Raw genomic sequence first — 20,195 nt, 5'->3', positions numbered from 1 at the left:
CCCGTCGGCCATTCCCGCAAACACCTCAACCGTCTTCCCGATCGGGTGACTCGGTCCGGAAGAAGCTGCTCTGACGGCCGTTCCGCAACTGTTCCTGATAAATCAGGTTCAGCCGCCGCAGGTCAAACGTGTAGAACCACTCATCCCAGGTGATCTCGCGAATCCGGCCACTTTCCCGGTATCCGGGAATGTTGAAGGTCAACACACCCGCCCGGCCATCCCGCTCGGTGCCGGCGATGGTCGCCGGCTTGGCCCCACGTTCCCGGGCCCACCGCTGGATCACCTCGTGGTTCGCCGTGATCAAACTCCGTCCCGGCCGCTCCGGCCGGTCCGTGATCGACGAGATCACCTGCGAACTGCGAACCGACCGCCCCGTACCCCGTCCGGTCCGGATCCCGCCGGCCGCCGTCCCGCCACCGGCCGACGGCGTCAACGTGCGCTTGGCCGCCGCGCTCTTGGCCGGTGCGGTGCGCTTCGCTGTCGTACGCTTCGCCGCCGCGCTCTTGGCCGGTGCGGTGCGCTTCGTCGCCGCGCTCTTGGCCGGCGTCGCGCGCTTCGCTGCCGGCCGCGCCGGCGCCTTCTTCGCCGGTGCCTTGCGCGCGGGCGCCGTACGCGCCGTCGCTGTCTTGCGGGCCGCCGTGCTCTTCCGCGCCGCAGCGGTCTTCCGGGCGGCGGTGGTCCTACTCGCAGCCGTGGTCCTGCTCGCGGCGGTGGTCCTGCTCGCGGCCGTGGTCTTGCGGGCGGCCGTCGACGTCGCCGCTGTGGTCCTCTTCGCGGCCGTCGCCTTCTTCGCAGGTGCCCTCTTCGCCGCCGCCGTCGACTTCCGCCCGGCTGTCGCCTTCGTAGCGGCGGCCCGCTTCGCGGGCGCGCTCTTGTTCGCCGGCGCGGCCTTCGCGCGGCTCGACGCCGGCCTGGCCGCCGACTTCCTGGTGGCGGCGGCCCGACCCGCCGACGCCCTGGTGCCGGCGGCCCGACCCGACGGGCCCGTGCTGCTCCGACCCGCGCCGGCCCGCATCGAACGCACCAACTGTTTCACCAGCTCCGGCTTGCGCAGAGCGGAGATCCCGGAGACGCCGCGTTTGCGCAGCTGCCCACGGATGTCGTCCACCCGCATCCGGGAAATCTCCGACTCGGAGACTCCGGGCGTACCCGGCGTCTGATTGCCGGCCTGTCGCTTCGTCCTGGTCGCAGTCGCGCCGCGACCTGAGCTGTTCCGCTGAGCCATGGGACGCTCCGCTCCTTGGCACTCCGTCATCGGCGCGCGGGGGTCCCTTGCCGCACCGCGCGGAGCGGCATACCCGTCAGGAGCACTCCGAACCACCGCCAACTCGCCGTAGCGCCCCGCCCGCGCCGATCTTGCGTTTTCGGTCGCGGAAAAGCGAGGAATGCCCCCCTACGTCGGGACAGTAAGTGCAAGATCGCGGCTGAACCTGGTCGATCATGGAGTTGTGGTGCCCGTTCTAGTGTGATGCGAGGACTTTGTCACCCACCACAACTCCATGATCGACGGGGCGGGGGTGCGCGGGGCGGCGGGGTGCGGCGGGGCGGGGGCGGGGCGGGGGTCAGGTTGGGTCGGGGGCGGGGACGGTGGCGGAGGGTTCGAAGAGGTGGGCGAAGGCGGCCAGGTTGGCTGTCGACTCGCCCCGCTTCACCCGCCACTCGTACTCACGCCGGATCGAACTGCCGAAGCCGATCTCCAGCATCGTGTCGAACGACTCGTCGGCGTACGTGAGTACCGCGCCGAACAGTCGGTCCAACTCGTCGGCGTCCACGCCGGCCGGGTTGACCCGACCGGTGAGGTACACGTCGCCGACCGCGTCGGTGGAGAAGGAGACGCCGTACATCCGGGCGTTGCGCTGCAACAGCCAGGCCCACAGCTCCTCGCGGCGCTCGTCCGGCTGGCGCATCACGAACGCCTCGATCCGCAGCGCGTGCTCGCCGACGATCAGGTTGCAGATCGTCTTGAGTTTGTGGGTGCCTGGCAGCGTCACCGCGTACGAGCCGGGGCCGGTCGACTCCCAGGCCAGGTCCCGCTCGGCGCAGACCGATTCGATCAGGGTCGCAAGATCGCTCTTCGGGCTCACCGGACCCACTCTACGACCGACCCGGCTCACGCACCCGGTGACAACCGGGCCCCGGGGGTCACCAGGAGCAGGAGAGCGCCGGGCCACCCGCCAGGTCCGCCGCGAGCCGGGCTCGGTGCCCGGCGATGGCCTCGCCGTAGACCCCGAGCAGGCCAGCGACCGTGCGTTCCCAGGAGAAGTGCCGGGCGTGCTGCTCGGCACCTCGGGCCAGCACCGACCGCAGCGCCCGGTTCGGCAGCAGGCTGCCCATCGCACGGGCCCAGTCGACCGGGTCGTGACCATCGATCAGTACGCCACTGACCTGGTCCCGCACGGCGGTGACCAGCCCTCCGACGGCGGCGGCCAGCACCGGCGTACCGCAGGCCTGCGCCTCCAGGGCGACCAGCCCGAACGACTCGTTGTGCGACGGCACCGCGACCAGGTCCGCCGCCCGGTACAGGGCCGGAAGGTCGTCCCCGGTGAGCGGCGGCAGGAACCGCACCCCGTCGCTGACGCCGAGCTTGGCGGCCAACTCGATCAGGGCGGTTGGCCGATCCAGCCCACTGCCGCTGGGTCCGCCGCAGATCACCACGGTCACCTGATCGGCCAGCGCCGGATCGCGCTCCCGCAACGCGGCGATCGCGCGGATCAGCACGTCGGGGGCCTTGAGCGGCTGGATCCGACCGACGAAGGCAACCACGTACCCGTCGACTGGAAGCCCCAGCCGGCGACGGCCCTGGCGGGCGGCCGCGGACCTGTCGCCCGGCGCGGGCCGGAACCGGGCCAGGTCGACACCCGGCTGCACGACGGACACCCGGGTCGGGTCGGCGTCGTACCGGTCGAGCAGGTCGCTGGCCTCGACCCGGGTGTTGGCGACCAGCCGGTCCGCCTCGGCGACGACCTGTTCCTCGCCGATGACCCGGGCCTTGGGCTCCGGCCGGTCCCCGGCCGCGAGCTGGGCGTTCTTGACCTTCGCGAGGGTGTGCGCGGTGTGCACCAGCGGCACCCCCCAGCGCTCCTTGGCCAGCCAACCGACCTGGCCGGAGAGCCAGTAGTGGGAGTGGATCAGGTCGTAGTGGCCGGGCGGACGGGACGCCTCGGCGCGCAGCACCCCGGCGGTGAAGGCGCAGAGCTGACCGGGCAGCTCCTCCTTGGTGAGGCCTTCCAGGGGGCCGGAGGTGATGTGTCGAACCTGCACGCCGGGCGCCATCTCGACCACCGGGGGGAGGTCACCGGAGGTGGCCCGGGTGAAGATCTCCACCTCCACGTTGGCCTCGGCGAGACGCCGGGCGACTTCGAGGATGTAGACGTTCATCCCCCCGGCATCACCCGTGCCGGGCTGATGCAGGGGGGAGGTGTGTACCGACAGGGTCGCGATGCGGCGAGGCCGGGGCCACGGTTGGGCACCTCGCTGACGCCCGACACCGGTGTGCATTTCCGCCACATCCGCTCCTTCTTCACGGTTGATGCCGTCTCGCACGACCGGCGCTTCTCGGTCAACCTTCACGCCGGACGTCATCTTCCCCATCGGGCTTCGGAAATTCCCCGGCGCGGCCCCTCGGCGTGACGGACCTCATCACCGAACACGCGCCCAGGACTGCCGCACGCCCGGTCGGGGCGGGTCGTACGCCCGGGGTGACAATGTCGGGATGACCTCAGTCGCCATCGTCACCGGAGCGTCCAGCGGAATCGGCGCGGCCACCGCCCGCCGGCTCGCCGCCGAGGGCTTCCACGTGCTCGCCGCCGCCCGCCGCGCCGAACGGCTCACCGAGCTGGTCGCCGACATCACCGCCGCCGGTGGGCAGGCCACCGCCGTGACCTGCGACGTCACCTCGGACGAGTCGGTGGCCCGGCTGGCCGAGGCCGCCGCCCAGGCACCCGGGCCGGTCACCCTGCTGGTCAACAACGCCGGCGGAGCGCGCGGGCTGGACCCGGTGGAGTCCGGCTCGGTCGCCGACTGGCAGTGGATGTACGACGTGAACGTCCTCGGCACCCTGCGGGTCACCCAGGCGCTGCTGCCGGCGCTGGAAGCCTCCGGCTCCGGCACCATCGTGGTGGTCTCCTCCACCGCCGGCCTGACCGTGTACGAGGGCGGGGGCGGCTACACCGCCGCGAAGCACGCGCAGACCGCCATCGCCGGCACGCTCCGCCTGGAGCTGTGCGGCCGGCCGCTGCGGGTCATCGAGATCGACCCGGGCATGGTGAAGACCGACGAGTTCGGGCTGGTCCGCTTCGAGGGCGACGCGGAACGGGCCGCAGCCGTCTACGCCGGGGTGCCGGGGCCGCTGGTCGCCGAGGACGTCGCCGACTGCATCGCCTGGTGCGCCACCCGTCCCGAGCACGTCAACATCGACCGGCTGGTGGTCCGGCCCAGGGCACAGGCCGCCCAGCACAAGGTGCACCGGATCTAGCAATGCTGCGCGAGCAGTGAGCCGGGTTCGCGCGCCCCGCAGTCGCGAACGGAGATTGACCTTGAGGTCGACATGAGCCCTGCGGCGCGGCGCCGGCCGGTCGGCGTGGTCACGCGCGGCACGACGAACCCGAACCGGCTCCGTCGGGTCGACAACTGGATCGTCGCCACCTGCGCCGACCGGTTGTTGACGGCGGACGACCCCCTGGTGGTCGACCTCGGCTACGGCGCCACCCCGGTGACCGCTGTGGAGTTGCGCGCTCGACTGGCGGCCGGGGTCCGCCCGGACGTACGGCTGGTCGGGTTGGAGATCGACGCGGCCCGGGTGGCGGCCGCGGCGCCGGCCGCCGACCCACCCGGGCTGACATTCGCCCGGGGTGGGTTCGAGTTGGCCGGGCTCCGGCCGGTGCTGGTCCGCGCGTTCAACGTGCTGCGACAGTACGACGAGAGCGAGGTCGCCGAAGCCTGGCAGTCGATGACCGCCGCGCTCGCTCCCGGCGGAGCGCTCGTCGAGGGCACAAGTGACGAGTTGGGGCGGCTCGCCAGTTGGCTGCTGATCGACGCCGACGGCCCGCGGACACTGACCCTGGCCGCGAAGCTCACCACGCTGGGCAGCCCTGCCGAGCTGGCCGAGCGGCTACCCAAGGCGCTGATCCACCGCAACGTTCCGGGTGAGCCGGTGCACGCGCTGATCCGCGCCCTGGACGACGCCTGGCAGGCCGCCGCCCCGTACGCCACCTTCGGCCCCCGCCAACGTTGGCTGCACGCGGTGACCCGCCTCCGCGAAACCGGCTGGCCCATCCTCGGCAACCCCACTCGCTGGCGTCAGGGCGAACTAACCCTCCCCTGGCCCCTCCCCTAACCGCCCCGCCCCTCGCCCCGCCCCGCCCGTCGCCCGTCGCCCGTCGCCCGTCGCCCGTCGCCCGTCGCCCGTCGATCATGGAGTTGTGGTGGGTGCTTTAACCATCTAGAAGGCAAATGTCCCCCACCACAACTCCATGATCGACGCGGTCAGGCGGTCAGGCGGTCAAGCGGTCAGGCGGGCGAGGCGGGGCGCGTGGGGCTGTCGCTGTGCGGCCAGGGCACGCGCACGCCACACGCCGATCTTGCACTTTCGGTCGACGGTTCGTTCTCTTATAGGGCCTATGTCCCAGCAGGAACTGCAAGATCGCCGGGTGGGGCCGGGGCCTGGGCGGCGGGGCTGGAACCGGGCGGGCCGGGCGGGGGCCTGAACGGGCTGGGCTGGAACCGGGCGGGCCGGGCGGGGGCCTGAACGGGCTGGGCTGGGACCGGGCGGGCCGGGCTGGGACCGGGGCCGGAACGAGGCCGTGGCGGGCGGACCGGGACCGGGGCTGGGCCGGGGACGCGCGGGGTGAGGTGAGGCGGGGCGGGGCCGGGGTACGGCCGTGGCGGGCCGGGGGTGGTGGGGTGGGTTAGAGGGTGCAGTTGATGAGGACTGGTTCGGGGTGCAGGGTCACGCCGAAGCGGGCGTGGACCTGGTCGCGGATGGTGCGGGCCAGGGTGAGCAGGTCGCTGGTGTGGGCGGTGCCGCTGCGGTTGGTCAAGGCCAGGGTGTGCTTGCTGGAGATGGCCACTCCACCCTCGCCAGGATGACCCTTGGTGAAGCCGGCCTTGTCGATCAGCCAGGCGGCGCTCACCTTGACCAGGCCGTCCGCCCCGGGCCAGGCGGGCGGGTCGCCCAGCTCGGCGGAGCGTTCGAGGAGCTGTTCGTACGTCGCGCGGTCGAGCACCGGGTTGGTGAAGAAGGAGCCGACCGAGCGAGTGTCCGGGTCGTTGGCGTCGAGCACCATTCCCTTGCCCGCCCGCAGCCGCAGCACCACCGTCCGGGCGTCGGCCAGCGGCACCTGCTCGCCCACCTCGACACCGAGGGCTCGGGCCAGCTCGGCGTAGCGCACCGGCCCGGAGAGCGGAGACCTGGTGAGTCGGAAGTCGACCGACAGCACCACCCAGCGGTCCACGTACTTGAAGATGCTGCCCCGGTAGGCGAAGCCGCACTGGGCTGCGGGGATGACCTGGCGGGTGCCCTCGACCCGGTCGTACACCTCGACGCCGGTGATCGTCTCGGCGACCTCCTGGCCGTACGCGCCGACGTTCTGGATCGGGGTGGCACCGGTCGAGCCGGGGATGCCGGACAGGCACTCCAGCCCGGCCCAGCCGTTGGCGACAGTGGCAGCGACGAGGTCGTCCCACGGCTCGCCGGCGTCGACTCGTACGGTGACCGAGGTCGTGTCCTCGGCGATGACCCGCATGCCACGGGAGCGCACCAGCACGACGGTGCCGGGGAAGCCGGCGTCGCCGATCACCACGTTGCTGCCCCCGGCCAGGATCAGGACCGGCTCCGTCGCGGCGCGTACCGCCTGGACGAGCTCGTCGGCGCTGCCGGCGGCCACGATCCGCTCGGCCGGTCCACCCGTTCGCAGGGTGGTGTAGCCGGCGAGTGGACCGGGGATGGCACGATCGGCGTCGGTTGTCGGCTGGGCGGAGGCGTCTGGCACGCCCTTCACCTTAGGCTGACAAGTAGCCGTGGCACCCACTGGTCGCCCGGCACCCCCGGGAGGATGGCGATGAGCAGACTGCAGGGCAGCAAGGATTTCTGGATCGGGGCGCTCCGGACGGAGGGTCCGGCTTTCGCGGCAGCGGTGGCCGAGGCGCCGCCGGAGACACCGGTGCTGTCCTGTCCGGGCTGGACGGTCAACGACCTCACACTGCACCTGGCCGGCTTCTACCACTGGGTGTCGTCGTTCGCTGGTTCCGGCCAGACCAGCCAACCGCCTCGGTGGGAGAAGGTCGAGGCCGACCCGGGTGTGAACGCGCTGCAGCTGTGGCAGCAGGGTTACGACCGGATGATGACCCTCTTCGACGGGCTCGACCCCGAGGCACCGGCGTGGAACTGGGCCCCGCAGCCGAAGAAGGCCGGTTTCTGGCCGCGACGGACGGCGCACGAGACGGCTGTGCACCGCTGGGATGCCCAGCTCGCCATCGCCGCCGGCGACCCGGTGGAGGCGAAGCTCGCGGCCGACGGGGTGAGTGAGGTGCTGGACACCTGGCTGCCGGCGGGCCGGCGGCAGGTGCCGGGTGACTGGCACGGGGTGGTGCAGCTCTGCGCGACCGATGCGGCCCAGGAGTGGTATCTGCGGTTGCGCGGCGAGGGGGTGGCGCTGCTCGACACCGCGACCATCTTCGACCACGACGATCACCACGCCCGCGCCCAGGTCAGCGGCACCGCGAGCGACCTGTTGCTGGCGCTCTGGGGGCGGGTGAGCTTCGAGACGCTGGACGTGGTCGGTGACCGCAGGCTGTTGGACGGTCTGCGCACCGGCTGAGCGACCCACCACGAACGAGGGCGTCACCCCATTGGGGGTGGCGCCCTTCGTTGATGCCGGGGGTTGCCTCGCCTGCCGGACGCCGCACTGGCGGTGAGCGTTCATCACGGGACCACAACGCTGAGAGAGCGCTCTCTTGACAGTGGGTTGGCGACACACCACAGTGTCGTGAGAGCGCTCTCTTAGCCATCTGCCATCACCCGCCCGCCTTGAGAGAGGTCGATAACCCATGGCTGTCTTCCCGCGCCGCCGCCTCGCCGCGGTGGCCCTCGCCGCCACCACCGCCCTGCTCGTCACCGCTGGCTGCGGCGGCGGCGACGAGCCGGGCGACGGATCGGTCACCCTGACCGTCGACGTCTTCGGCCAGTTCGGCTACGAGCAGCTCTACCAGGAGTACATGACAGCGAACCCCGGCGTGAAGGTCGTCGAGCGCGGCACCGGCACCAACCTCGACGAGTACTCGCCGAAGCTCACCCAGTGGCTCGCCGCCGGCCGGGGCGCCGGCGACGTGGTGGCCATCGAGGAGGGTCTTCTTGTCGAGTACAAGGCCAATCCGGCGAACTTCGTCAACCTGCTTGATCACGGTGCCGCCGAGCTCAAGGGCAACTTCCTGGAGTGGAAGTGGAACGCCGGCCTGACCGCCGACGGCAAGCAGCTCATCGGCCTCGGTACCGACGTGGGCGGGATCGCCATGTGCTACCGCAAGGACCTCTTCCAGAAGGCCGGCCTGCCCACCGAGCGTGACGAGGTCTCCAAGCTCTGGCCGACCTGGCCGGACTACATCGCCACCGGTGAGAAGTTCGCCGCGGCCAAGACCGGGGCGTCCTTCCTCGACGGCGCGACGAACACCTTCAACACCATCCTGCTGCAGACCGCCGGCAACAGCAGCGGCTACAGCTACTACGACACCAGCGAGAAGCTGGTCGTCGACAGCAACCCGGCCGTGCGACAGGCCTACGACACCACAATGGACATCATCGACTCGGGCCTCTCCGGAAAGTACGGCTCCTGGTCGGAGGAGTGGGTTTCCGCCTTCAAGCAGTCGAAGTTCGCCACCATCGCCTGCCCCGCCTGGATGACCGGCGTCATCGAGGCCAACGCCGGCACTGGCGCCCAGGGCAAGTGGGACATCGCCCGGGTGCCCGGCAATGGCGGCAACTGGGGTGGATCGCACCTCGCGGTGCCCAAGCAGAGCAAGCACCAGGCCGAGGCGATCAAGCTGGCCAAGTTCCTGACCAGCGCCAAGGGGCAGATCGGGGCGTTCAAGGCCAAGGGTCCGCTGCCCTCCTCGCCGCAGGCGCTCGACGACCCGGCGATCACCGGCGCGACCAACGCGTACTTCTCGGGGGCACCGGTCGGCGCCATCTTCGGCACCGGCGCGAAGAGCCTGAAGCCGGTCTACATGGGCCCGAAGAACCAGGCCGTACGGACCGAGGTGGAGAACGCCGTACGGACCGTGGAGCTGGGTCAGCGCAGCCCCGCGCAGGGCTGGACCGACGCGGTGACCAACGCGAAGAAGGCCGCCGCCAAGTAGCCCAACCAGCGTGCGGGCGGGCTCCGACGACAGGAGTCCCGCCCGCACGGCGGAAAGGAGTTTCCGGGCATGACCGTCCAGCTCGACGCCCGCCCGCCGGTCGTACCGGCACCCCAGCGCCCGTCAGGTCGGCTCAGCCGGCTCGACACCCGGTTCTCGCCGTACCTCTACATCGCCCCGTTCTTCCTGATCTTCGGCGTCTTCGGGGCGTACCCGCTGGCGTACACCTTCTGGGTCTCGCTGCACGACTGGGACCTGCTCGGAGTCGACCACCCCTTTGTCGGGGCGGAGAACTACACCCGGCTGCTGGCCGACGCCGACTTCTGGCACGCGCTGGTCAACACGCTGGGGATCTTCGTGATCTCGACCGTCCCGCAACTGCTCGCCGCGCTCTGGCTGGCCAACCTGCTCAACCGCGGCCTGCGGGCGCGTACCGGTTGGCGGATGGCCGTGCTCGTCCCCAACGTCACGTCCACGGCCGCGGTGGCGATCGTCTTCGGGGTGCTCTTCGGCCGCGAATTCGGCATGATCAACTGGTTGCTCGACCTGGTGGGGCTGGACGCGATCGAGTGGAAGTCCAACCGGCTGGCGTCCTGGGTGGCCATCTCCGCCATGGTCGACTGGCGGTGGACCGGCTACAACGCGCTGATCCTGCTGGCCGCGATGCAGGCCATCCCCCGCGACCTGTACGAGGCCGCGGCGATCGACGGCGCCAGCCGGGCCCGACAGTTCTGGTCGGTCACCGTGCCGCTGCTCAAACCGACGATCATCTTCTGCACCATCATCGCCACCATCGGCGGTCTGCAACTCTTCACCGAGCCCCGGATGTTCAACTCCGGCACCAACCCGATCCGCGGCGGGCCGCTGCGCGAGTCGCAGACGCTGACCATGTACATGTTCGAGAACGCCTTCGCCCCGCACTACAACTTCGGGTACGGCTCGGCAGTGGCCTGGCTGCTCTTCGCGCTCATCGCGATCGTCGCGGCGGTCAACGTGCTCATCCTGCGTCGCCTCGGTGGCGGGGACCGATCGCAGAAGGGAGCGGCGCGATGAGCCGACTCTGGCGGGCCAGCCCGCTCACCTACCTCGCCCTGGTCGTCGCCGCCGGCCTGTCGGTCTTTCCGATCTGGTGGATGTTCGTCGTCGCCAGCCGCAGCAACGACGCGATGGGCCAACTCCCACCCCCGGTCACCCCCGGCGGCAACCTGGGCGCGAACATCGCCCGCCTGTTCGACAACACCGACGCGTACTTCCTGACCGGCCTGATCAACTCGGCGGTCGTCGCCACCACGGTGACCGTCTCCGTGGTGTTCTTCTCCAGCCTGGCCGGGTTCGCCTTCGCCAAGCTCAGGTTCCGCGGCCGTAACGCCATGCTGCTGGTGATCATCGCAACCATGATGGTGCCGACGCAGCTCGGCGTGATCCCGCTCTACCTGCTCATGAGCAAGCTGCACTGGAACGACCGACTGCCCGCGGTCATCGTCCCGGTGCTGGTCACCGGGTTCGGGGTGTTCATGATGAGGCAGTACGCCGGCCAGGCCATCAGCGACGAACTGATCGAGGCCGCCCGCATGGACGGCTGCGGCACCGCCCGGATCTGGTGGCACGTCGTGGTGCCCGCCCTGCGTCCCGCCGCCGCCGTCCTCGGTCTGCTCACCTTCATGACCACCTGGAACGACTTCCTCTGGCCGTACGCTGTACTGAACGACCCGGCGAATCCAACAGTGCAACTGTCCCTACGCGCACTGTCGGACGGGTATTACCAGGACATGTCGCAGGTGTTCACCGGAACGGCCATCGCGACGCTGCCCCTGCTACTGGTCTTCGTGTTGTTCGGCCGGCAGATCATCGGCGGAATCATGGAAGGTGCGGTCAAGGCGTGAACGAGCGGAGCGAGTCAACCAACCGACCCGGCAACGAGATCCGGTTTCCCGAACACTTCCTCTGGGGGACGGCCACCGCCGCGTACCAGATCGAGGGTGCGGCCCGCGACGACGGTCGCGGTCCGTCCATCTGGGACACCTTCAGCCGTACGCCGGGCAAGGTGTACCAGGGTCACACCGGCGACGTCGCCTGCGACCACTACCACCGGTACGCCGACGATGTGGCGCTGATGGCCGAGCTGGGCCTGCGGGCGTACCGGTTCTCGGTGGCCTGGCCGCGGATCCAGCCCGACGGCACCGGCCCCGCCAACCCCCGTGGCCTGGACTTCTACGACCGACTCACCGACACGCTGCTCGACCGGGGAATCGACCCGATCGTCACCCTCTACCACTGGGACCTGCCGCAGGCCCTGGGCGACCGGGGTGGCTGGACCAACCGGGACACCGCCGAGCACTTCGCCACCTACGCCACAGCGGTGTACGCCCGCCTCGGCGACCGGATCGACGTGTGGACCACGCTGAACGAGCCGTGGTGCTCGGCCTACCTCGGTTACGCCAACGGCCTGCACGCTCCCGGCGAGCAGGATCCGGCGGCGGCCTTCACCGCCGTACACCATCTGCTGTTGGGGCACGGCCTGGCGGCGCGGGCGTTGCGGGCGGCCGGCGCGCGCAGCGTGGGCGTCACCGTCAACCCGGCCGACGTACGCCCGGCCGACCCGCAGAGCGCGGCCGACGCCGCCGCGGTCCGCCTGGTCGACGGCCTGCACAACCGGATCTTCCTCGACCCGCTGCTGGCCGGCGGCTACCCGGACGACGTCCGCGAGCACGTGGCCCGGATCGTCGAGCCGACGTTCATCCGCGACGGCGACGAGAAGGTGATCGCCGCCCCGATCGACCTGCTCGGCATCAACTACTACGCCCCGACCTACGTGGCCGGTCGACCCGACGGCGGCGGCAACGGCGCGTACCCGGGCACCGAGGGCGCTGTGCACTTCCTGCCACCGGCCGGGCCGCTCACCGACATGGGTTGGATGATCGAACCGACCGGGCTCACCCGGCTGCTGGAGCGGATCGCCGCCGACTACCCAGGTGTGCCGCTGCTGATCACCGAGAACGGTGCGGCGTTCCCCGACAAGCCCGGCGCCGACTCGCCCGACGGCCCGACGCAGGTGATCGACGCCGATCGCATCGCCTACCTCGACGGGCACCTCCGCGCGGCGCACGAGGCGATCTCCCGGGGCGTGGACCTGCGCGGTTATCTCGTATGGTCATTCCTGGACAACTTCGAGTGGGCGGAGGGTTACCGCAAGCGGTTCGGGATCGTGCACGTCGACTACCTGACCCAGCGGCGCACACCGAAGGCCAGCGCCCGGTGGTACCAGGAGGTGATCTCCCGGAACGGGCTGTGACGAGCGGGGGGAAAGCGCGATGACGACGGCGCAGCGGCCGACGCTCGAAGCGGTGGCAGCGCGGGCCGGAGTGTCCCGCGCCACCGTTTCCCGGGTGGTCAACGGCTCCACCACCGTCGCCGAGCCGATCCGCGAGGCGGTCACCCGGGCGGTCGCCGAGTTGGGGTACGTCCCCAACCTGGCGGCCCGCAGCCTGGTCACCCAGCGCACCGACTCGATCGCCCTGGTCATGCCGGAGGCGGCCACCCGGGTCTTCTCCGACGACCAGGTCTTCCCCGGCATCATCCGGGGCGTCAGCCAGGAGCTGGAGGCGGCCGACAAGCAGTTGGTGCTGATGCTCGCCGGCTCGCCGGCCGGGCACCAGCGGGTCGAGCGGTACACCACCGGCCGGCACGTCGACGGCGTGCTCTTCGCGTCGCTGCACGGTGCCGACCCGCTGCCCGGCACGCTGGCCCGACTCGGCATCCCGGTGGTGGTCAGCGGCCGGCCGCTCGGCGACGTGCCCGTCCCGTACGTCGACGTCGACCACGTGGCCGGGGTGACCGCGGCCGTCCGGCACATGATCGACAGCGGTCGTCGACGGATTGCGACCATCGCCGGACCACAGGACATGGTCGCCGGGATCGAACGGCTCAGCGGCTACCGCAGCACGGTCGCCGACGCGGGGCTGCCCGAGCTGATCGCCATCGGTGACTTCACCAGGGAATCCGGGTCGGCGGCGATGCGCAGCCTGCTCGCCGAGCATCCCGACCTCGACGGCGTCTTCGCCGCCTCCGACCTGATGGCGCACGCCGCCCTGCGGACGCTGCGCGAGGCAGGTCGGCGGGTGCCCGACGACGTGGCGGTGGTCGGCTTCGACGACATCGAGACCGCCGCCTACACCGAGCCGCCGCTGACCACCGTCCGGCAGCCGATCGTGGAGCTCGGCCGCCGGATGACCCGCCAACTGCTCCGGCTGGCCGCCGGGGAGACCATCGAGCAGGCGATCATGCTTCCCACCGAGCTGATCCGCCGCGCCTCCGCCTGACCGCGCCTCCGCCTGGGAGCACCACCGCACCCGCCCACCGCGCGGTCCGCGCCGGACCCGCCCTGCCCGCCGCGCCGGACCCGCCCTGCCCGCCGCGCCGGACCCGCCCTGCCCGCCGCGCCGGACCCGCCCTGCCCGCCGCGCCGGACCTGCCCTGCAAGATCCGCACAACTTCAGGGTAATTGTGGTCTCCGAGCGCCGGGAGGCCACTATTTCCCTGAAGTTGCTGCCTGCTGGTCGGTGGCCGGCTGCGGGAGCACACGGTTAATGCGTCGCTCCGGCGGACGATCTTGGTTAGCCTCGCCGACATGCCGGATCCTGTCGCACTGCTCAGCCGCTCCCACCAACCCGCCGAGGTCGAGGCCGTCGTCGCGGCCGTACGGACGGGGGCCTGACATGGGCATTCGTGTGGCGCAGCCCGACGATGCCCCGGGCGTGGTGGCGCTGCGGGCGATCGTCTTCCCGTACCAGGTGCGCGGCGTCGAGTCCACCCGGAAGATGATCGCCGAGCCGGTACCGGGCAGGGACTGGGCCGCCTTCGTGGCCGAGGTCGACGGCCAGGTTGTCGGATGGGTGACGGCGCAACGCAACGACTCGACCTCGACGGCCGGCTTCGGTGACATCTCCCTCCTGCACGTCCATCCGGAGCACCGGCGGCGCGGCATCGGCACCGCGCTGCTGACGACCGCGACGGGTCACCTCGCACCGCTGGGCGTCCGCCGGCTGCGCGCCTTCGCCCAGCCGGAGGCGCTGCCGTTCGCCCGTCGGCACGGCTACGAGCCCAGTCGCGAGCTGCGCTTCTCGGCGCTCGAACTGAATCCGGCCCCCGCGCTGCCGGAGCCGCCCCCGGGCGTACGGCTGCTCCCGATCTCCGACCTCGACCCGCATCGCCTCTACGTGGCGGACGTGGCCTCGGCGCTGGACGAGCCGGGCGACGTGCCGGTCGACTCGATCAGCTACGAGAGCTGGCAGTACGACGTCTGGGACAACCTGGGCCTGGACAAGGAGTCCAGCACCGCTGTCGAAGTCGACGGGGAGGTGGCCGCCTTCAGCCTGGTGAAGCGGGACGGGGACCGGATGTGGTCGGACTTCACCGGCAGTCTCCCGGCGTACCGGGGGCGGGGCCTCGCCCGGCTCGCCAAGACGGCAGCGCTGCACCGGGCCGCCGCGAACGGCGTGCGCGTCGCGTACACCTCGAACGACGAGGCGAACGGGCCGATGCTCGCGATCAACACCCGGCTGGGTTACCGCCCGGTGGCAGCCGAGTGGTCCTGCCTGTCCGACCTGACCTGACCTGACGGCACACCCTGCGTCGATCTTGCACTTCCTGTCCCGACAAGAGGGACAAAGACCCTCATGTCGACAACCGAAACTGCAAGATCGGCGGGGCGGGGGGCGGGGCGCGGGCGGGCGCGGGCGGGGGCGAGGGCGGGGTCAGGGTGTTTCGGAGATCTTGCGGGCGGTGGCGTACGTGTCGGCGCCTAGGAGGACCAGGCGGGCTTCGGTGACGGTGGCGGGGGTGGCCGCGCGCAGCACCGCCAGCGCCTGACCGACAGCGTCGTCGAGCGGCCAGCCGTAGATGCCGGCCGAGATCAGCGGGAAGGCCACAGTGCTCGCGCCCAACTCGTCGGCCACCCGGAGGCTGTTGGCGTAGCAGTCGCGCAGCAGCGCCGAGCGGTCCTCGCCTGCCGACCAGACCGGCCCGACGGTGTGGATCACCCAGCGGGCCGGCAGCTCCCCGGCCGTCGTCGCCACCGCCTGGCCGGTGGGCAGGCCCCTGCCGTAGCGGGACGCCCGCAGTGCCCGGCACTCGGCCAGGATGGCCGGCCCGCCGCGCCGGTGGATGGCACCGTCGACCCCACCGCCACCGAGCAGGGACGAGTTCGCGGCGTTCACGATGGCGTCCACCCGCTGGGTGGTGATGTCGCCCTCGACCAGGCTGATCTCCATGTCAGCTCTCCTCGATCGGCTGGCCCATCGAGCGACGGGCCAGCAACGTGGCACCGGCGACAGCGGCCGGCATGATCAGCACGGCGCCGAGCGGAATCAGGAAGCACAGGAAGACAGCAACTCCGAAGCCGAGCGCGGTGGGTCGGTCGGCCTTCAGGATCGTCCGGCGCTGCGGCAGCCGCATACCGCGTCGGTAGAACGGTGCACCTACCAACTCCACGGCGAGGAACCACCCGCCCACGGCCGCCCCGATGACCGGGACGACCGTCTGGCCGACCACGGGGATGAAGCCCGCGAGGAAGAGCGGAATCCCGACCAACGCCGTGAGCGCCAGCAGGCGTACCGAGTCGGCGAGGCTACGGCGCAGCGACGACCAGAAGGGCACGTCCACAGCGCCCGGCGTGCCGCCGTACCGCTGCTCGACCTGCTCGGAGATCTTCTCGTAGAACGGGTCCCCGATGACCAGGGTGACGGCGGTGAAGGTGAGCACGCCAAGCAGGCCGCCGACCCCCAGGAAGGCCAACCCGGCGATCACCCGGACCAGGCTGCGCCCGGTGCTCGACCAGTCGTCGGCGAACGGGGTGACCAGCGCGGCGAGATCGTCCACGAAGTACACCAGTGTGGCGAGCGCGGCCAGGAAGAGCACGCCGGAGATCAACGCCGGCACGATGCCGAGCAGCATCAGCCCCGGGCTGCGGACGTAGAGGCCCAACCCACGCAGGAGCAGCCCCGCCCCGGCGAGGAAGCGTCCGACGACCCCGGTCACCGGGCTGGCGATTCTGCTGGCATCCACGATCGAGCAGCCTAACCAGAGGTGATCGGATCCGCCGGGCGGAGCGCTAGCAGCGAGCCGCCGCTTACACATCAACCGGTTGACGGACGGCAGCGATCCACCGGGGACGCCGAGGTTCGTCGCTGACCGGTCGATTCGCCGGCGGGCCACCGCGACCACCCTTGAGGGGTACGAAGTCAGCGGCGGCGAAAGGCGACACGATGCCGGTCATCGAGGTGACCCACCTGAAGAAGCGGTACGGCGACCTGGTGGCGGTGGACGACGTGTCGCTCACCGTGGAGGCCGGGGAGATCTTCGGCGTCCTCGGCCCGAACGGCGCCGGCAAGACCACCACTGTGGAGTGTGTGGCCGGGCTGCGTGTCCCCGACGGGGGCGGGGTGTCGGTCCTCGGGCTCGACCCCCGCCGGGACGCGGCCCAGCTACGCCAGCGGGTCGGGGTGCAACTCCAGGAGAGCCAACTGCCGGACCGGTTGCGGGTGGCCGAGGCACTGGAGCTGTACGCCTCGTTCTACCGCAACCCGGCCGACCCGACCGAGCTGATCGACAAGCTGGGCCTCGGCGACAAGCGGAACACGGCGTACAAGAAGCTCTCCGGCGGCCAGAAGCAGCGGCTCTCCATCGCGCTGGCCCTGGTCGGCAACCCGGAGATCGCCATCCTCGACGAGCTGACCACCGGGCTGGACCCGCAGGCCCGCCGGGACACCTGGGGCCTCATCGAACAGGTCCGCGACAGCGGGGTGACCATCGTGCTGGTCACCCACTTCATGGAGGAGGCCGAGCGGCTCTGCGACCGGGTCGCGGTGATCGACCGGGGGCGGGTGGTCGCCCTGGACAGCCCGGCAGGCCTGGTGTCGACGGTGGCTCCGGAACAGCGGATCCGGTTCCGGCCCTCAGCTCCGCTCGACGACCGCCTCCTCACCGACCTGCCCGAAGTGTCCGCCGTGCAGCGAACCGGCAGCCAGGTGGTGGTGACCGGAACCGGCGAGCTGCTGCACGCCGTCACGTCGGTGCTCGCCCGTCACCAGATCGTCGCGGCAGACCTGCGGCTGGAGCAGTCCACCCTCGACGACGCCTTCGTCGAGCTGACCGGGCACCGGCCCGTCAACTGAGAGGAAGCACAATGCACGCCTTCCGCCAGATCCTGAAGGTCGAGGCGCGGCTCTACCTGCGGGACCTACCGACGCTGCTCACCATAGTCGGGCTGCCCACACTGATCCTGGTGGTGCTCGGGTTGATTCCCTCGCTCCGCGAGCCCGATCCGAACTTCGACGGGCAGAACTTCGTCAATTACTTCGCCCCGTCGCTGTTGGTGGTCACCCTGGCCATGGTGGGGGTGAACACGATGCCAATGGCGCTGGCCACCTACCGGGAACGCGGCGTGCTGCGTCGGCTGGCGACCACTCCGGCGCACCCGGGCGCTCTGCTCGCCGCCCAACTGGTGGTGGCCCTGGCCGCGATCCTGGCCAGCGCGTTGCTGCTCATCGTCGTCGGCCGGTTGGCGTTCGAGGTGCCGCTCCCCCGGCACCCGTTCGGCTTCACCCTGGCGTTCGTCCTCGGCACGGCGGCGCTGCTGGCGCTCGGCCTGCTGGTCGCCGCCGTGGCCAAAACCACTAAGGCGGCACAGGCCCTGGCCGTCCCACTGTTCCTGCTCACCATGTTCTTCGGCGGGGTCTACCTCCCCCGGTTCCTGCTCCCCGATGTCGTGGCGCGGATCGGCGACTACACGCCGCCCGGGGTGCAGGCGCTCCTCGACGCCTGGACCGGCACTGCGCCACAGCCGCTGCACCTGGGAATAATGGCGATGATCGCCGTGGCGGCCGGCGCCGGCGCGGCGAAACTGTTCCGCTGGGAGTGAGCGGAGATGCGATGACCAGCAGCGGTGGGCACGACCGTCTGACCAGATGGCGAGAGCACGAGGCGATCCTTTACCGCGTCTTCCCCTTCGGCGGGCTGACTCTGGGCACCCTGCTGGCCCTCGTCGCACCGGCACCTGACCAGCCCGGGGCGCTGCCCACCCTCGCCGTCGCCGTGGCGGCCGGAGGCTGGGTCGCCTGGTTCGTCACAGTGCACCCCGGCTGGCAGAGCCGGCGCAGACCGATGGCGGTCTACTACGCCGGGCTGCTCACGTTCGCCGCCGCGCTGGTGGCCGTCAGCCCGTGGTACGGCTTCTTCGCCTGGATCGGCTACATCCACGCCTTTCCGGTGCTGCCCGGGCGCTGGCGCGTCGCGGGCGTGGTCACCACGGCCACCCTGGTCGCCACGTCGCAGGGCGGTGGTCTGTCGGTCGTGGCGTCGCACCTGCCGCTCTGGCTGTTGCTGGTGCTGTTCAACCTGGTGGTGGCCGGCTCGGCGAGCTGGTTCGCGGTGATCGCCGAACAGGAGGACGCCAGGCGCAAGCGGTTGGTGGCGGAACTCGGTGAGACCAACCGCCAGCTCACCGAGACGGTGAATGAGAACGCCGGGCTGCACGCCCAACTGCTCACCCAGGCCCGGGAGGCCGGCGTGCTGGACGAGCGGCAACGAATGGCGCGGGAGATCCACGACACCCTGGCGCAGGGATTGACCGGCATCATCACTCAACTGGAGGCGGCCGAGCAGAGCCGCGACCGGTCGGCCGACTGGCGCCGGCACGTCGACAACGCGCTCGCCCTGGCTCGGGAGAGCCTCACCGAGGCCCGCCGCTCGGTGCAGGCGGTCCGCCCGGAACCGTTGGAGACGGCCCGGCTACCGGACGCCCTCGTCGATCTGGGCGGGCGTTGGTCGGCCCTGAACGGGGTACGGGCCGACGTGGCCACCACCGGCACGCCCCGCCCGCTGCACCCGGAGGTGGAGGTGACCCTGCTACGGGCCGCCCAGGAAGCGCTGTCAAACGTGGCCCGGCACGCCGCCGCGTCGCGGGTCGGGCTGACCCTGTCGTACATGGCGGACGTGGTCACGCTCGACGTCCGTGACGACGGGGCCGGCTTCGACGTCGCCGACCAGCCAGCGCCCCGTGAGCCGGGCGGCGGGTACGGGTTGACCGCCATGCGGCAACGGGTGACAAGGGTCGGTGGCGAGTTGGCAGTCGAATCCGAGCCGGGCAACGGCACCGCCATCTCGGCGTCCGTCCCCGCGCTACCCGGAGGTGCCGGTTGACCGCCCCGGTTCGGCTGCTGATCGTCGACGATCACCCGGTGGTGCGGGACGGCCTGCGGGGGATGTTCACCGGTGACCCCGATTTCGAGGTGGTGGGCGAGGCGGCGGACGGCTCGGAGGCGTTGGCCCTGGTCGCGTCGCTGCGACCCGACGTGGTGCTGATGGACCTGCGGATGCCCGGCATGGACGGGGTGACCGCCATCGGCAGGCTGGCTCGCACCGGCAGCACCGCCCGGGTGCTGGTGCTCACCACCTACGACACGGACGCGGACGTGCTGCCGGCGATTGAGGCAGGTGCGACCGGTTACCTGCTCAAGGACACACCTCGGGAGGATCTGGTTCGGGCGGTCCGGGCCGCGGCCCGGGGCGAGTCGGTGCTGGCGCCGAGCGTCGCCGGCCGGCTGATGGGTCGGCTGCGCGCTCCCGCCGAGGAACCGCTCAGTCAACGGGAGCTTGAGGTGCTCACCCTGGTGGCCCGGGGCGCCTCCAACCGGGAGGCGGCGAACCGCCTGTTCATCAGCGAGGCCACCGTCAAGACGCACCTGCTGCACCTGTACGCCAAGCTCGGGGTCAACGACCGGGCCGCCGCGGTGGCCACCGCGTACGACCGGGGGTTGCTGACGCCCGGCGGGCGGTGAGCGGCACCG

Annotated in this window: 19 protein-coding genes and 1 pseudogene; 14 read left to right on the top strand and 6 right to left on the bottom strand. The window is 71.2% G+C overall.

What is annotated here, in order from left to right; all coding sequences use genetic code 11:
• Positions 1–25 precede the first annotated feature (25 nt).
• Positions 26–394 (bottom strand): annotated as a pseudogene (locus ACFYPG_RS14145) (hypothetical protein); the annotation flags it as partial.
• Here ACFYPG_RS14145 and ACFYPG_RS14140 point away from each other — a divergent pair.
• The gene (locus ACFYPG_RS14140; RefSeq protein ID WP_387352739.1) at positions 333–1,160 is read left to right on the top strand and encodes a hypothetical protein; all 828 of its coding nucleotides are present in this window, start codon (positions 333–335) and stop codon (positions 1,158–1,160) included. The pseudogene ACFYPG_RS14145 and the gene ACFYPG_RS14140 sit on opposite strands and share 62 nt — an antisense overlap.
• Before the next feature lie 402 nt (positions 1,161–1,562).
• Here the strand turns inward: ACFYPG_RS14140 and ACFYPG_RS14135 are convergent, their stop codons facing one another.
• Positions 1,563–2,084, bottom strand: coding sequence for a YbjN domain-containing protein (locus ACFYPG_RS14135; protein WP_387352181.1), 522 nt, complete (start codon positions 2,082–2,084; stop codon positions 1,563–1,565).
• Positions 2,085–2,142: 58 nt separating this feature from the next.
• Positions 2,143–3,507 carry a D-inositol-3-phosphate glycosyltransferase gene (gene mshA, locus ACFYPG_RS14130; protein WP_355005782.1) on the bottom strand — a complete coding sequence of 455 codons (1,365 nt, stop codon included), beginning with the start codon at positions 3,505–3,507 and terminating at the stop codon, positions 2,143–2,145.
• 205 nt (positions 3,508–3,712) lie between these two features.
• Between mshA and ACFYPG_RS14125 the strand changes: the two genes are divergently transcribed.
• A complete protein-coding gene (locus ACFYPG_RS14125; RefSeq protein ID WP_355005783.1) occupies positions 3,713–4,474 on the top strand; it encodes an SDR family oxidoreductase in 762 nt (253 codons plus the stop codon).
• 72 nt (positions 4,475–4,546) lie between these two features.
• Complete coding sequence (locus ACFYPG_RS14120; protein ID WP_387352179.1) at positions 4,547–5,335, top strand: class I SAM-dependent methyltransferase; 789 nt, start codon at positions 4,547–4,549, stop codon at positions 5,333–5,335.
• A gap of 571 nt (positions 5,336–5,906) precedes the next feature.
• Here the strand turns inward: ACFYPG_RS14120 and ACFYPG_RS14115 are convergent.
• Positions 5,907–6,944, bottom strand: coding sequence for a UDP-N-acetylmuramate dehydrogenase (locus tag ACFYPG_RS14115; RefSeq protein WP_387352700.1), 1,038 nt, complete (start codon positions 6,942–6,944; stop codon positions 5,907–5,909).
• 114 nt (positions 6,945–7,058) lie between these two features.
• Between ACFYPG_RS14115 and ACFYPG_RS14110 the strand changes: the two genes are divergently transcribed.
• The 7 genes from ACFYPG_RS14110 to ACFYPG_RS14080 all read left to right on the top strand — a co-directional run bounded on the left by ACFYPG_RS14110 (position 7,059) and on the right by ACFYPG_RS14080 (position 14,963).
• The gene (locus ACFYPG_RS14110) at positions 7,059–7,817 is read left to right on the top strand and encodes a maleylpyruvate isomerase family mycothiol-dependent enzyme (RefSeq protein WP_387352178.1); all 759 of its coding nucleotides are present in this window, start codon (positions 7,059–7,061) and stop codon (positions 7,815–7,817) included.
• Between the two features lie 229 nt (positions 7,818–8,046).
• A complete protein-coding gene (locus tag ACFYPG_RS14105; protein WP_387352176.1) occupies positions 8,047–9,351 on the top strand; it encodes an ABC transporter substrate-binding protein in 1,305 nt (434 codons plus the stop codon).
• A gap of 69 nt (positions 9,352–9,420) precedes the next feature.
• The gene (locus tag ACFYPG_RS14100; RefSeq protein ID WP_387352174.1) at positions 9,421–10,404 is read left to right on the top strand and encodes a carbohydrate ABC transporter permease; all 984 of its coding nucleotides are present in this window, start codon (positions 9,421–9,423) and stop codon (positions 10,402–10,404) included.
• The gene (locus ACFYPG_RS14095; RefSeq protein WP_387352172.1) at positions 10,401–11,234 is read left to right on the top strand and encodes a carbohydrate ABC transporter permease; all 834 of its coding nucleotides are present in this window, start codon (positions 10,401–10,403) and stop codon (positions 11,232–11,234) included. The genes ACFYPG_RS14100 and ACFYPG_RS14095 overlap by 4 nt, the downstream gene beginning before the upstream one ends.
• Positions 11,231–12,643 carry a GH1 family beta-glucosidase gene (locus tag ACFYPG_RS14090; protein ID WP_355005790.1) on the top strand — a complete coding sequence of 471 codons (1,413 nt, stop codon included), beginning with the start codon at positions 11,231–11,233 and terminating at the stop codon, positions 12,641–12,643. The genes ACFYPG_RS14095 and ACFYPG_RS14090 overlap by 4 nt, the downstream gene beginning before the upstream one ends.
• A gap of 19 nt (positions 12,644–12,662) precedes the next feature.
• On the top strand, positions 12,663–13,670 hold the full coding sequence (locus tag ACFYPG_RS14085) for a LacI family DNA-binding transcriptional regulator (RefSeq protein WP_387352170.1): 1,008 nt from the start codon (positions 12,663–12,665) through the stop codon (positions 13,668–13,670).
• 396 nt (positions 13,671–14,066) lie between these two features.
• A complete protein-coding gene (locus tag ACFYPG_RS14080; protein ID WP_355005792.1) occupies positions 14,067–14,963 on the top strand; it encodes a GNAT family N-acetyltransferase in 897 nt (298 codons plus the stop codon).
• Between the two features lie 141 nt (positions 14,964–15,104).
• Here ACFYPG_RS14080 and ACFYPG_RS14075 read toward each other — a convergent pair whose 3' ends face one another.
• On the bottom strand, positions 15,105–15,620 hold the full coding sequence (locus tag ACFYPG_RS14075; RefSeq protein WP_355005793.1) for an O-acetyl-ADP-ribose deacetylase: 516 nt from the start codon (positions 15,618–15,620) through the stop codon (positions 15,105–15,107).
• Position 15,621: 1 nt separating this feature from the next.
• Positions 15,622–16,413, bottom strand: coding sequence for an EI24 domain-containing protein (locus tag ACFYPG_RS14070; RefSeq protein ID WP_387352168.1), 792 nt, complete (start codon positions 16,411–16,413; stop codon positions 15,622–15,624).
• Between the two features lie 200 nt (positions 16,414–16,613).
• Between ACFYPG_RS14070 and ACFYPG_RS14065 the strand changes: the two genes are divergently transcribed.
• The 4 genes from ACFYPG_RS14065 to ACFYPG_RS14050 are packed head-to-tail and all read left to right on the top strand — an operon-like array spanning position 16,614 to position 20,186.
• A complete protein-coding gene (locus ACFYPG_RS14065; protein ID WP_387352166.1) occupies positions 16,614–17,522 on the top strand; it encodes an ABC transporter ATP-binding protein in 909 nt (302 codons plus the stop codon).
• An 11-nt stretch (positions 17,523–17,533) separates the two neighbouring features.
• The gene (locus tag ACFYPG_RS14060) at positions 17,534–18,268 is read left to right on the top strand and encodes an ABC transporter permease (protein WP_387352164.1); all 735 of its coding nucleotides are present in this window, start codon (positions 17,534–17,536) and stop codon (positions 18,266–18,268) included.
• Positions 18,269–18,279: 11 nt separating this feature from the next.
• Positions 18,280–19,548, top strand: coding sequence for a sensor histidine kinase (locus ACFYPG_RS14055; RefSeq protein WP_387352162.1), 1,269 nt, complete (start codon positions 18,280–18,282; stop codon positions 19,546–19,548).
• Positions 19,545–20,186, top strand: coding sequence for a response regulator transcription factor (locus ACFYPG_RS14050; protein ID WP_355005798.1), 642 nt, complete (start codon positions 19,545–19,547; stop codon positions 20,184–20,186). Before ACFYPG_RS14055 ends, ACFYPG_RS14050 begins: the two co-directional genes overlap by 4 nt.
• Positions 20,187–20,195 lie beyond the last annotated feature (9 nt).

It is taken from the genome of Micromonospora sp. NPDC005553, assembly GCF_042871765.1.
Classification (GTDB): domain Bacteria; phylum Actinomycetota; class Actinomycetes; order Mycobacteriales; family Micromonosporaceae; genus Micromonospora.
This window is presented reverse-complemented; position numbering and strand designations above follow the sequence as displayed.

Bases quoted from the DNA above. Each gene is read 5' to 3' on its own strand.
- ACFYPG_RS14125 (WP_355005783.1), top strand. From the start codon at position 3,713: ATGACCTCAGTCGCCATCGTCACCGGAGCGTCCAGCGGAATCGGCGCG.
- ACFYPG_RS14065 (WP_387352166.1), top strand. From the start codon at position 16,614: ATGCCGGTCATCGAGGTGACCCACCTGAAGAAGCGGTACGGCGACCTG.
- ACFYPG_RS14095 (WP_387352172.1), top strand. From the start codon at position 10,401: ATGAGCCGACTCTGGCGGGCCAGCCCGCTCACCTACCTCGCCCTGGTC.
- ACFYPG_RS14100 (WP_387352174.1), top strand. From the start codon at position 9,421: ATGACCGTCCAGCTCGACGCCCGCCCGCCGGTCGTACCGGCACCCCAG.
- ACFYPG_RS14085 (WP_387352170.1), top strand. From the start codon at position 12,663: ATGACGACGGCGCAGCGGCCGACGCTCGAAGCGGTGGCAGCGCGGGCC.
- ACFYPG_RS14075 (WP_355005793.1), bottom strand. From the start codon at position 15,620: ATGGAGATCAGCCTGGTCGAGGGCGACATCACCACCCAGCGGGTGGAC.
- ACFYPG_RS14105 (WP_387352176.1), top strand. From the start codon at position 8,047: ATGGCTGTCTTCCCGCGCCGCCGCCTCGCCGCGGTGGCCCTCGCCGCC.
- ACFYPG_RS14080 (WP_355005792.1), top strand. From the start codon at position 14,067: ATGGGCATTCGTGTGGCGCAGCCCGACGATGCCCCGGGCGTGGTGGCG.
- ACFYPG_RS14055 (WP_387352162.1), top strand. From the start codon at position 18,280: ATGACCAGCAGCGGTGGGCACGACCGTCTGACCAGATGGCGAGAGCAC.
- ACFYPG_RS14120 (WP_387352179.1), top strand. From the start codon at position 4,547: ATGAGCCCTGCGGCGCGGCGCCGGCCGGTCGGCGTGGTCACGCGCGGC.
- ACFYPG_RS14060 (WP_387352164.1), top strand. From the start codon at position 17,534: ATGCACGCCTTCCGCCAGATCCTGAAGGTCGAGGCGCGGCTCTACCTG.
- ACFYPG_RS14110 (WP_387352178.1), top strand. From the start codon at position 7,059: ATGAGCAGACTGCAGGGCAGCAAGGATTTCTGGATCGGGGCGCTCCGG.